General features: G+C 68.1%; 10 protein-coding genes. 8 read left to right on the top strand and 2 right to left on the bottom strand.

Annotation, left to right across the window (positions count from 1 at the left end):
* The first annotated feature begins 2 nt into the window (after positions 1-2).
* The 8 genes from flhA to rlmD all read left to right on the top strand — a co-directional run bounded on the left by flhA (position 3) and on the right by rlmD (position 8337).
* Positions 3-2135: a flagellar biosynthesis protein FlhA gene (flhA, locus tag VMD91_00725; protein HTW82570.1), complete on the top strand. Its 2133-nt coding sequence runs from the start codon at positions 3-5 to the stop codon at positions 2133-2135.
* A gap of 3 nt (positions 2136-2138) precedes the next feature.
* Positions 2139-2819, top strand: a complete 681-nt coding sequence (locus VMD91_00730; GenBank protein HTW82571.1) for a PilZ domain-containing protein — start codon at positions 2139-2141, stop codon at positions 2817-2819.
* 20 nt (positions 2820-2839) lie between these two features.
* On the top strand, positions 2840-3205 hold the full coding sequence (locus VMD91_00735) for a response regulator (protein HTW82572.1): 366 nt from the start codon (positions 2840-2842) through the stop codon (positions 3203-3205).
* Positions 3202-3813 (top strand): chemotaxis protein CheC, encoded by a 612-nt coding sequence (locus VMD91_00740; GenBank protein ID HTW82573.1) that lies wholly within the window; start codon positions 3202-3204, stop codon positions 3811-3813. Before VMD91_00735 ends, VMD91_00740 begins: the two co-directional genes overlap by 4 nt.
* A gap of 32 nt (positions 3814-3845) precedes the next feature.
* A complete protein-coding gene (locus VMD91_00745; protein ID HTW82574.1) occupies positions 3846-5915 on the top strand; it encodes a chemotaxis protein CheA in 2070 nt (689 codons plus the stop codon).
* Positions 5916-6094: 179 nt separating this feature from the next.
* On the top strand, positions 6095-6571 hold the full coding sequence (locus tag VMD91_00750; protein HTW82575.1) for a chemotaxis protein CheW: 477 nt from the start codon (positions 6095-6097) through the stop codon (positions 6569-6571).
* Between the two features lie 33 nt (positions 6572-6604).
* Positions 6605-6847: a hypothetical protein gene (locus tag VMD91_00755; protein HTW82576.1), complete on the top strand. Its 243-nt coding sequence runs from the start codon at positions 6605-6607 to the stop codon at positions 6845-6847.
* A gap of 23 nt (positions 6848-6870) precedes the next feature.
* Positions 6871-8337, top strand: coding sequence for a 23S rRNA (uracil(1939)-C(5))-methyltransferase RlmD (rlmD, locus tag VMD91_00760; protein HTW82577.1), 1467 nt, complete (start codon positions 6871-6873; stop codon positions 8335-8337).
* Positions 8338-8345: 8 nt separating this feature from the next.
* On the opposite strand, the gene VMD91_00765 is transcribed toward rlmD, so the two are convergent.
* On the bottom strand, positions 8346-10283 hold the full coding sequence (locus VMD91_00765) for a hypothetical protein (protein ID HTW82578.1): 1938 nt from the start codon (positions 10281-10283) through the stop codon (positions 8346-8348).
* Positions 10280-12178, bottom strand: coding sequence for a DUF4157 domain-containing protein (locus VMD91_00770; GenBank protein HTW82579.1), 1899 nt, complete (start codon positions 12176-12178; stop codon positions 10280-10282). Before VMD91_00770 ends, VMD91_00765 begins: the two co-directional genes overlap by 4 nt.
* Positions 12179-12258: the final 80 nt, after the last annotated feature.

Below are 12258 nucleotides of genomic sequence, written 5' to 3' on the forward strand. Positions count from 1 at the left end.
TAGTGGCGACGGCCGCATCACCGCGTCCGAACCTGCTCGACCGCCTGGCGTCGACTTCGCACGTCTGGGTGGCCGCTTCTTCGGTGTTGCTGGTCGTCCTGATGATCATCCCGGTCGCGCCGTGGGTGCTCGACCTGCTGCTCTCGGTCAACATCGCGATGGCGCTGGTCATCCTGCTGACCACGCTGTATACCGAGAACGCGCTCGCCTTCAGCGTCTTCCCGACGCTGCTCTTGATCGTCACGCTGTTCCGGCTCTCGCTCAACATCACCGGCACCCGTTCGATCTTGCTGCACGGCTACGCCGGGCAAGTCATCGAGGCGTTCGGGAACGTCGTCGTCGGCGGCAACTACGCGGTCGGCATCGTCATCTTCGCGATCCTGATCGTCATCCAGTTCGTCGTCATCACCAACGGTGCCGGGCGCGTCGCCGAAGTCGCAGCGCGCTTCACCTTGGACGCGATGCCCGGCAAGCAGCTGGCGGTCGACGCCGATCTGAACGCCGGCCTCATCACCGAGGCCGAAGCGCGCCAGCGGCGCAAAGACATCCAGCGCGCGGCCGACTTCTACGGCGCGATGGACGGTGCGTCGAAGTTCGTGCGCGGCGACGCGGTCGCGGCCGTCATCATCGTCTTCGTCAACATCATCGGCGGCTTCTTCATCGGCATCTTCCAACAGGGGATGACGGTGGTCGAAGCGCTGCAGCGATTCACGCTGCTGACGATCGGTGAAGGTATCGTCACCCAGATCCCGGCGCTGTTGATCTCGACCGCCACCGGTATCATCGTCACCCGCGCCGCCGCCGAAGGATCGTTCGGCCACGATCTCTCCAAGCAGCTGGTCCAGGATCCGCGCGCGCTGGCGATCGCCGCCGGCCTGCTGATCATCTTCGCCTTCTTCGGTCTGCCGCCGTGGGCGATGCTGATCATGGCCTCGGTCCTGTTCTTGCTGTTCTTGCGCTCGCGCTCGCAGCAGCGGCTCATGAAAGCCGCGGAGACCAAGGGTGTCGGCGGCAAGCCGGGCGCGCCGGGCGTCAGCGGTTCGACCGCGCAGCCCGCGGTTAAGCCGGCCGAGTCGGTCGTGCCGCTGCTCTCGTACGATCCGATGGAGCTGGAGATCGGCTTCGGCCTGATCCCGCTGGTCGATGTCTCGCAGGGCGGCGACCTGCTCGAGCGCATCACGATGATCCGCCGTCACGCCGCGCGCGAGCTGGGCATCGTCGTCCCGCCGATTCGCGTGCGCGACAACCTGCAGCTCAAGCCTTCGACGTACGTGGTGAAGATCTACGGGCTCGAGGTCGCGCGCGCCGAGGTCATGGTCTCGCGCTTGCTCGCGATGAATCCCGGCACCGCGACCAACGGCATCGACGGCATCCCGACCACCGAGCCTGCCTTCGGGCTGCCCGCGCTGTGGATCGCCGAGAGCGCGCGCGGCGACGCCGAGCTGGCCGGCTACACGGTCATCGATCCGACCTCGGTCATCGCGACGCATCTGACCGAGATCATCCGCGGCCACGCACCCGATCTGCTCGGACGCCAAGAGACGAGCGCGCTGCTCGACAACGTCAAGCAGCACTACCCCGTCGTCGTCGAAGAGCTGATCCCGAGTCTGCTCACGGTCGGCGAAGTGCAGCGCGTCTTGCAGAACCTCTTGCGCGAGCGCATTCCGATCCGCAACCTGCTGCTGATCCTGGAGAACCTCGCCGACGGCGCGCGGCAGTCGAAAGATATCGATTTCTTGACCGAAAAGGTCCGCGCGGCGATGGCGCGCCACATCTGCGCCGAGTACGCTGAGAACGGTATGCTCTCGGTCATCACCGTCGACCCACGACTCGAGTCGCTGCTCGCCGAGGCGGTCCGCCGCGGCGAGGACGCCTACGCGCTGCTCGACCCGGGGACGGTGGCGAAGATCTACAACTCGCTGACCCGCCAGATCCAGACGGCCCAGCAGACCGGCCTGCAGCCGATCGTGCTGACCTCCCCCTCGACCCGTTTGGCCCTCAAGCGGCTCACCGAACGCGCCGCGCCCTCGCTGGTCGTGCTGTCCTACAGCGAGATCGCCCCCGGCCTGCGGGTCGAGTCGATCGGCCAGGTCTCGACGACCGACGAGCCGGCGGTGGCGGGATCGCCGGTATAAGCGATGCTCCGGATGCTCGGCTTGGGCCCCAAGCCCCTCTCGCAGCAGATCAAGCTCAAACTGCCGCAGGTCAACACCTTCGTCGACGTCGCGACGACCGGCAACGGTCCCCGCGGGTCGGTCTGTGTCGAGTCGGTCAACCCCAAGGGGCTGACCATCAGCGGTTTACCGGGCCTGGCGGCAGGCCAGACCGTGGTCTTCTCGTACCAGAACGCCCACGGCCGTTTTCGCTTCTCGAGCCGGTGCTCGGGGGTGCGGGGCGCGCACGCGCAATTCTCGGTCCCCTCACGGATCGAGACGATCCAACTCTTCAGCGGGGCGCAGAAGCGCTCCGCCGTCCGTCTCGACGCCACGGTCCCGGCCCAGTGGCGCTTCGCTCCGGGTGGGAAGGGGTCGGGCGAGTACGTCCGTGCCTCCCTCACCGACATCAGTCGCTCGGGCGCCTCGTTGATCGTGGATCGGGAGGTGAAGAAGGGGACCTCGGTCGAGGTCCGGTTTGCGGTCAGCACCACCAGTACGCCGCTGACCCTACTCGGTGAAGTCATGCGGACCGCCAATATCGAAACCACGAAAAAACTCTCGCTCGGGCTGCGCTTCCACGGGGTCAAACCCGAGGAGGACCGGGCGATCATGGAGTTCATCAACAAGCGTCAAGCCGAGCGGCGCAGCCGCGGCCTGGCTTGAGAGGGCAGTAGGACACAAGGATGTCGGGGAAGCGAGTGCTCATCGTCGACGACGCCGTCGTCATGCGGATGATGATCAAGGGGATCCTCAGCAAGAACGGCTACGAGGTCGTCGGTGAGGCGCAGAACGGCCTCGAGGCGGTCGAGAAGTACAAGGCGCTGAGCCCGGACCTGGTCACCATGGACATGGTGATGCCGGAGATGGACGGAATCACGGCCGTCAAACAGATCGTCGCCCAAGATCCCAACGCGCGCATCATCATGTGCACGTCGATGGGTCAGCAGGCGCTGGTCGTCGAGGCGATCCAGGCCGGGGCGAAGTCGTTCATCACCAAGCCGTTCCAGCCGCCCAAGATTCTGGAGACCATCCAGAAGGTGCTGGCATGACGCCTCCGCTGACGCTCAGCGAGATCCAGCGCGACGCGCTCAAGGAAGTCGGCAACATCGGCGCCGGCCACGCGGCGACCGCGCTCTCGCAGCTGCTGAACACGACGGTCAAGCTCTCCGAGCCGACCATCGACGTGCTCAAGTTCCGCGACCTCTCGACGCGGGTGGGAACCGGCGATCGCACCGTGGCGGCGCTGCACATGTACGTGCGGGGCGAGGCGCCCGGGCAGATGGTGGTGCTGTTCGACCGCGATCAGGCGCTCGAGTTCGTCAACGTCTTCATCAAGCGCATCATCGGCGACATCCAGATCTTCGACTCGATCGTCGACTCGACGCTCAAGGAGCTCGGGAACATCATCGCCGGCTCGTACCTGACCGCGCTGATCTCGCTGACCGGGATCAACTTGCTCCCGTCGGTGCCGACGCTCTCGTACGGGACGATCCAGGCGGCGTTCCGCACGCTGATGTCGATCCTGCCCGATCAGGACGTGTTCCTGATCGAGTCGCAGTTCCTCGACAAGGACAAGGCCGTCTCGGGCCAATTCATCCTGATTCCGGAGACCGGGTCGCTCCAACCGCTGCTCTCGGTTTTCGGCGTCGACGACTGAGGACCCACGCCGAGTCCCTCGGCGGGTAGGACATGAACGACTTCTTCGACCGCTCCGAGTTCATCCAGTACTTCCGTGACGAGACGGACGAGCTGCTGCAAGCGATCGACGCCGATCTGCTGCGGCTCGAGCAGTTCGTCGATACGGGGACGATCGACGCCGAGATCGTGAACTCGCTCTTCCGCGCGCTGCACACGATCAAGGGCAGCGCGGGGATGCTCGAGTTCGGAGAAGTCCAGCAGGTCGCGCACAAGCTCGAGAACGTCTTCGACCTGCTGCGCAAAGACCGCATGCCGCTCACCGAGAGCGGGATCAACCTGCTGTTCGAAGGCCGCGACATGTTGACCGCGCTGGTGCGCGCGGCGGTCGACGAGGGCGAAGCGGCCCCCGCCGGGGTCGACGACTACGTCACGCGCCTGGACGACTTCGCGGCCGTCTACGACTCGACCGCGCAGGCCATCGAGGGACCGCGTCCCACCGTCGAAGAGCACGACGAGCACCTCATCCCGCTCGACGCCGCCCAGGTGGCGGCCTTCGAGGCCGAAGTCGAACGACTGCTGGCCGCCGCGACGCAGGGAGGCCCCGCGGCCGCTCCCGCGCCGGCCGTTCCGGCGCCGGCTGCCGAGGCGAGCGAACCGGTCGACGTGAACGCCGCGCAGGCCGCCGTGGACGCCCTGTTCGCCGCCGCGAGCGCGGCCAAGCCGGCCGCGCCGGAGAAGCCGGCGGCAGCCCCCGCCAAACCGGCCGCCAAGGCCGTCACACCCAAGCCCGAGGCGCCGGCCGAACCGGCGGCGCCCGCCCCGGCCCCCGCGGCGGCGTCCGCGGCGCCCGCTTCCGCGAACGGTGACGCCAAGCGCGCCGCCACCAAGAACCAGACGATCCGCGTCGACATCGAGCGGCTCGACATGCTGCTCAACCTGGTCGGCGAGCTGGTCATCAACCGCACCCGCATCTCGGACATCGCGGGGACGCTGGGCCGCGAGCTGGGCGGCAACGGCCGCTCCGACAACGGCCTCTCGCAGCTGGCCAAGGACCTCTCGGAGTCGTCCGCGCTCCTGGCGCGCACGACCAACGAGATCCAAGAGAGCATCATGAAGGTCCGCATGGTGCCGATCGGGCAGGTCTTCGACCGCTTCCCGCGGATGGTGCGCGACCTGGCCAAGGCGCGCGGCAAGGAGATCCACCTCGAGATCGCCGGTGCCGAGACCGACCTCGACAAGACGATCGTCGACGAGGTCGGCGAACCGCTGATGCATCTGGTCCGCAACTGCGTCGACCACGGCATCGAGCCGCCCGAGGTCCGTGAATCGCGCGGGAAGCCGCGCCACGGCACGATCCGTCTCAACGCCTACCACGAAGGCAACCAGGTCATCATCGAGATCGCCGACGACGGCGGCGGGATCGATCTGGCGCGGGTCCGCGAGAAGGGCATCCGCCTGGGCCTGATCACCGAGAACGACCGGCTGACCGATCGCGAGATCATCGAGCTGATCTTCACGCCGGGCTTCTCGACCGCCGATCAGATCACCGACGTCTCCGGCCGCGGCGTCGGGATGGATGTGGTCAAGAAGAACATCTTGCGGCTCAAGGGCGTCTTCGACGTCGACTCCGTGCAGGGCGAAGGCACGAAGTTCACCATGAAGCTGCCGCTGACGCTGGCCATCATCCAGGCCCTGCTGGTGCGCGTCGCCGACGAGCTGTACTCGATCCCGCTCGACGCGGTCATCGAGTCGCAGCGGATCGAGGCCGGCGAGGTCCGGACCGTCCACGGCGGCGAGGTCATCACGCTGCGCGGCCAGGTCGTGCCGCTGATCAGGGTCGGCGAGTTCTTCCGCCTCGACGCCCCGCGCGACCCCGACAAGGTCATGATCGTCATCGTCGGGCTGCAGGGCCGCCAGGTGGGGCTGGTCGTCGACTCGTTCCAGGGCGAACAGGAGATCGTCATCAAGCCCCTCTCCGACGTCATCGGCCGCATCGCCGGCATCTCGGGCGCGACCATCCTGGGCAACGGCTCGATCTCCCTGATCATCGACGTCCACTCGCTGGTCGCCAGCGCCTACGGCGGCGGCCGGGTCACCCGCGCCGAGTTCTCGGGCGTGTAAGGCTATGGTTGTCCGCCTGGACTCCTCGGCAAAAGCTGCCGATATGTTGTTGGAAGCCCCCTGGGGGAATCGAGCCTCTTCGGCATGCCGCCGGGCTTCCGCGCATGGGGGCCCCGCGCCGCAGGCGTGGGGGGCGCGGAGCCAGGGGCGGAGCGCCGTTGAACCGGAGTGTGGTAATCGTGTCTGAGACCGTGCAGGTCGTCTCGTTCAAGCTGGGCTCGGAAGAGTACGGCGTCGAGATCGCTCAAGTGCAGGAGATCAATCGCATGGTGGCCGTGACGCACGTGCCGCGTGCGCCGCAGTTCATGGAAGGCGTGATCAACCTGCGCGGGCAGCTGATTCCGATCATCGACTTGCGGACGCGCTTCGGCATGCCGCGTGCCGAGCACACCAAGAACACCCGCATCGTCGTCACCGACATCGGCGCGAAGCGGGTCGGCATGGTGGTCGACTCGGTCTCCGAGGTGCTGCGCCTGCCCACCGACGCGATCGAAGACGCGCCGGAGATGATCACGGGCGTGGACACCGAGTACATCCGCGGGGTCGGCAAGATCGAGGACCGTCTGATCATCCTGCTCGACCTGGCCAAGATCATCACCGGCACCGAGAAGCGCGAGCTCGAAGCGGCCGACGTCGACGCCGTAGCCGTCGGTTAGGGAGTCGGCGCGGTCGGCGCCGAAGCCACGCGGGTGACCGAACAGACCGCCGCCCCGAACCCCGAGATCGCCGCGTCGCGCCCGTCGAGCTTTCCGCTCGCCCGCACGCTGGTGTGGCTCGGCATCGCCGGGGCGTCCGCCGCGCTGACGTTCGTCGCGCTGCGCGCGACGATGCGCCGCGCTCCCGCCGCCGACGAGACGACGGAGCGCATCCAAACCCTCATCGAGGAAGCCAACCGGCTGATCAAGGCGCTCGACGAGAAGAAGCCCACCTAGTGGCCCTTCGGCCGCCTCGCACCGTGTCCGGGCTCGTGCCGGGCACCGTTGCGTCGGTTCGGTTCACCGATTTGCTCGCCAACGGGCAGGCCGTCGGCCGGATCAACGGGCTGGTCGTGTTCGTGAACGGGCCGCTGCCCGGCGAGCGGGCCCGGGTGCGGGTCACCCAGGTCAAGCCGAAGTACGGGGTCGGCGAGGTGGTGGCGTACGAGTCGCAGTCGGAGATGCGGGTCAAGCCGTTCTGCGGCGTGTTCGGCGTGTGCGGCGGCTGCCAGGTCCAGCACCTCGCCTACCCGGCGCAACTGGCGTGGAAAGAGCAGATCGTGCGCAGCGCGCTGCGGCGCATCGGCGGCTTCACCGACGTCGTCGTGCAGCGCGCGGTCGGGATGACGCACCCGCGCAACTACCGCAACAAGATGGCGCTGGTGGTCGACCACCAGGCCGGCGAGACGGTGTTCGGCTTCTATCAGGCGCGCTCGCACGCGCTGGTCCGCATCGACACCTGTCCGGTCGTCCTGCCGCAGCTCGACGCCGCCATCGGCGGCCTGTACGACGCGGCGCGCGCGGCCGATTCGCGCGAAGCGTTCGCGAACGCCAAGCACGCTATCGTGCGCGCCGGCGCGGCGACCGGGCAAGCCGTGCTCTCGATCACCACGGAGCGCCAGTCGCCGGCGATCGCGCAGCAGGCCGCGGCGATCGCGCGCCGCGTGCGCGGCGTGGTCGGCATCTCGAACTCGTTCGAGCCGCGCACCGCGAATGCCGTGCTGGGCCGCAGGATGCTCTACCCCTGGGGCCAGCGCGAGATGGAAGAGACGATCGAAGGCGTGCGCTACCGCGTCTCGCCGGCCTCGTTCTTCCAGGTCAACAGCGAGATGGTCGGGCGCATCTTCCGCTTCTTGGCGCCGGGGGTCAAGCCGGGCCGCACCATCGTCGATCTGTACTGCGGCGCCGGAACGTTCGCGATCTACTTCGCCTCGCGCGGCGCGCAGGTCGTCGGCGTCGAGGAGAACCCGGCCGCCGTGCGTGAGGCGCGCGAGAACGCGTCGGCCAACGCCGTCGAGGCCCGGGTGGTGTTCGTTGAAGGCCGCGTCGAGGGCGCCGTCGCGAACAAGCACGGGAAAGAAGCACTGGCGAACGCCGAGATCGTGTTCCTGGACCCGCCGCGCAAGGGCAGCGACGCCGCCACGCTCGACGCGATCGCGTCGGTGCCGGTCCCGAACATCTGGTACCTCTCGTGCAACCCCGCGACGCTGGCGCGCGACCTGGCCTATCTCGCCAAGCACGGGTACAAGCTCGGCGTGGTGCAGCCGTTCGACATGTTCCCGCAGACCGGCCACGTCGAGACGCTGGTCACGCTGCACCACGTGGCCAAGGAGGCCGAGGTGCCGCGGACCGAGCGCGAGCCGACCCCGTGGGACGAGCAGATACCGCTGTGGCCGCCCGACGACCCGTTCGCGGCCCACGAATACCCCGACTTCGTCGAGCAGTAGACGGGCGGCTAGCGCCGCGCTTGCAGGACGTTGATCCACCCGTCAGGCCAGCTGCCGTTCGGGTTGCGCATCGCGTGATACAGGCCGGCCGGCTCGTCGACGGCAAGGACGTGCAAGAAGCGGTTCCCGTCGAACGCGACGGCGGTTTGTACGCTGCGATCGAGCGTCGGGAGGCGTTCGCCGCCGATCGCGCCGTTCACGTTGCCCCACGCGTCCCAGGCCCCGGTCGTCCGCCGGATCGTGTGCCACAGCGCGCCGCGCTGATCGATCGCCGCCACGTGCAGCTCGGCGTTGTCGCAGGCGATCGCGGCGAAGCGCAACCGCCCGAGCTTCGCACCCGGTACGTGCGCGTCGACGTCGCGCCACGGCGCGGACCAGGTGCCGTTCGCGAGGCGCTGGGCGTGCCAGAGCCGCGCGTCCTGGTCGAGCGCGATCAGGTGGAGGTCGCCGGCATGGCTGGCCGCCGCCGCGACGAGCACGACCGGACCCAGTGCGGTACCGGCGCCGCGTTCGAGCGCGCCGTTGACGTCGAGCCACGGATCGGGCCAACTGCCGTTCCCGTCGCGTCGCGTCAGCCACGGCCGGCGGAGCGCATCCAGCGCGACGACCCACAGGTTGCCGCGCACGTCGGTAGTGCCGGTGACGTAGCTGATCTGACCGATCGAAGGATGACCGGCGCGCTGCACCTGCGCCTGAACGTCGCCCCACGCGTCCCACTTGCCGTTCTTCTGGCGGATCGAATGCCATAGCGTGCCGGCCTGGTCGATGAGCAGCCCGTTGACGCGCTCGTCGGAGAAGGTCGCGGCCGCGACGAGCAGCTTCGTATGCGGAGGCCCCGACGGGGTGATGCTCTCGAACGGGGTCCACGAACCGTTCCCGTTGCGCTGCGTGTGAAACACGAGGGCCTGTTCGCTGACGATGAAGGCGTGGAAGTCGCCCGACGGACCCGCCGCCGCGGCGGCGAAACCGGTCGGTCCCTGCAGAACGAGCACCCGGTACGCATAGCCGTGGATGCCCGCGTACACGTTGTAGCCGTCGGTTGCCAAGCGGGTCTCGTAGTCGCCGCCCGGCACGCCGAAGAGGCTCGCCAAGAGCACGCTGCGGCCGATCGCCCCGTCCCGCGGATTGAGGTCGAAGAGGTAGCCGTTGCTGCCGACGATGAGCCGGTCGGCGAAAGGCAAGACGTCGACGCGCGGCCAGGTCGAGGACACGGCCCGGTTCCAGCTCGCGCGCTTCCAGTCGTTGCGGTCGATACCGTACGCGTAGCCGTGAACGCCGGCGTACACGAACTTCTCGTCGGCGGCGACGCGCGTCGTGTAGTCGCCGACGCCGACGCGGCTGCTGACGAGCAGGTTGTGCTCGATCTTGCCGCCGGTCGAGATCTGGTAGACGTAGCCGTTGCTGCCGGCGAAGATCCGCTGCTGCGCGAAGACGACGTTGACGGGCTGGTAGGCGGCGGTGCCGCCGACGGCGACGTCCCAGCGGGCTCGGCGCCAGTCGCCGAGATCCAAGCCGTAGACGTATCCGTGCATGCCGATGAACAGTGAACGACCGTCGCTCGCCAGGCTCGGGCGGTAGTCCCCGGTGCCGAACCTGCTGCCGAGCAAGAGCTCGTGCACGATCCTGCCGTTGCCCGGATCGAGCTCGTAGAGGTAGCCGTTCGAGCAGGCGAAGAGCCGCGCGCCTTGGATGAGCACGGCAGTGGGCTCGAACTTGCCGGTTCCACCGACGCCCGTCGTCCAGGCGGGGCGCGACCAGTCGTTGCGCGCGATCGCGTAGACGTAGCCGTGAACGCCGACGTACAGCCGGCTGCCGTCGGCCGTCACCGCGGTCGTATAGTCGCCGATCCCGATCGCGTCGGTCACGCGCAGCTTGTGGCGCACCGCGCCGGTGAGCGGATCGAGCTCGAGCGCGAAGCCGTTCGTGCCCAGCAGCATCGCGCTCATCGGTAGAGCAAGACCTCGACGGGCTTGTAACGCGTGTCGGGCAAGCTCGTGTTCCACACCTCCGAGAAATCGAAGTCGCGCGAGGGAATCCCGAGCCGCGGCGAGGCGAAGCGCGTCAGCAGCGTCTTGAGGGTCGGCACGAAGTTCGAGAAGGAGTTGAACGCGAAGCTTTTCTGCTGTTCGTTCCACGTGCGCAAGTCGGTCACGTTCGTACTGCTCGAGCCCGCGCGATTGGGGAAGTGCCGCCGGATCGCCTCGGTGGTGATGCTCGAGGAGCCGTTGGCGAGGATGTCGAGCAGCGCTTGCTGCGAGAGATGCGCGGTGCTGCTGGTCGCCTGCACCCCGTTGCGGCCGTTGGCGCCCGTCAGGAGCGTGTCGTCGCCCCAGACTTCGTAGGGCGTCGGCGTCGCCAACGAGCTGACCCAGGCCGAGGTGGCGTTGTAATGGTCGTGCAGGCTCGCCGAAGCGAGCTGGGCGGCCGCGCTGGTCATGAACGTGAGGAATTGCTGGTACGTGTCGCCGGCGCCGGCGATTCCGGTCGCTGCAAGGCGTCCGTAGAAGGTGAGCTGCTCGTCGGCGGTCTGCGGATCGTTCGAGGGACCCATCCCGTTCGGATCGTACAGCTGCGACCCGGCCAGCCCCGGTTGCTGCTTCGCCGTCATGTTCTTGATGCGGTCCCAATCGGCGACCGGTAAGAGCGATTGGCCGGCGGCCCACTCGACGAACCACTGCATCACGAGCGTCTTGTTCACGAGGTGGCCGGCGGCGAACGAGTCCTGGAGAAAGTGATCCGCATAGCCATGGAAGACCCAGGCGTCGTGCGTGAGCCGAGCGCGTTCGCCGCTGTCGGGCGCGTTGTGGGCACGGCGGGCGAGGTCGCGCGCGATGATGTGATTCGCCTGCCAGCGGTACCACGAGAACGGCGCGAAGTGGCAGGCGTTGCGCGCGAGCAGACCCTGGTAGTGGTCGGACCCGTTGATTCCCAGGCCGAACGTCAAGCTGTCGAGCGCCATCGTCTCGACCAACGCGTTGACCATACTCAGCTTCCACGGCGCCGCCGCCGCGCGCGCGAAGGTGACGTTCGGGTTTCTCCCGCTCCGCAGCAGCGTGAGCTGGTTGTAACCCTCTTGTCGAATGCACTGCAAGACCGGCACCGTGATCGCCGCCGGCAACGTGTCGAGCGCGATCGGGTTCGAGAGGTAGTCGGGCAGCGCGTTGAGCTCACCATAGGTGACCAGAACGTTGTCCGGTCCCAAGCGCAGCGTGCGAATCCACGGCGAGAGCGCTTGGACGTCGCGCTCGGTGACGCTGTCCGGGTTGTACTGCCATTTCTGGAGCAGCGCGATCTGGTTCGCGAGGATCGCGTCGCGACGGGACCCGTGCGTCGAAATCTCGATCAGGTCCGGCGTGGGCCCGTCGCCGAGTAGACGGTGCTCGTACGAGACGTGGCGCTGGATGACGTCGCTCAGGCCGGCGGGCGGCGTCGAGCTCGCGCCGCCGACGACGAGCCCGCCGTGCAGCGCGCGTGCACCGAGCGCGTCGGCGGACCGTTCCGCGAGGGGCGAGTCGAGGACGCGCGGCGGGTGTGTACGATCCGGCGCTGGTCGACGGCGCGCCTGCTGCAAGACGTGCACGATCTCGTGCGCGATCAGCAGCCGTCCCGCATCCGTGTCGGGCGCAAAGCAGCGCGAGCGAACGACGACGTGCGCGCCGCACGCGAACGCGTCGGCTTGCAACGCCTGCGCGAGCTGATCCGTGCGCGCGTCGTGATGGATGCGGACCGCACGGAGATCGGTCGCGAACGCCGCTTCGAGAACGGCTCGCAGCGCCGGCGCGAGCGGCTCGCCGCCACACGCGAGCGAACGCAGCGCTTCACCTACACCCGAAGGTACCATTGCCTACCCCCCGGCAGAGACTTCCGCGTGTCCGTAGGCGGGTGCCTGCCGCCCGGCTCGAAGGGCATGGACACCGGGCC

Origin of the sequence: Candidatus Sulfotelmatobacter sp. (genome assembly GCA_035504415.1) — a bacterium.
In the GTDB taxonomy this organism is placed as follows: domain Bacteria; phylum Vulcanimicrobiota; class Vulcanimicrobiia; order Vulcanimicrobiales; family Vulcanimicrobiaceae; genus Vulcanimicrobium.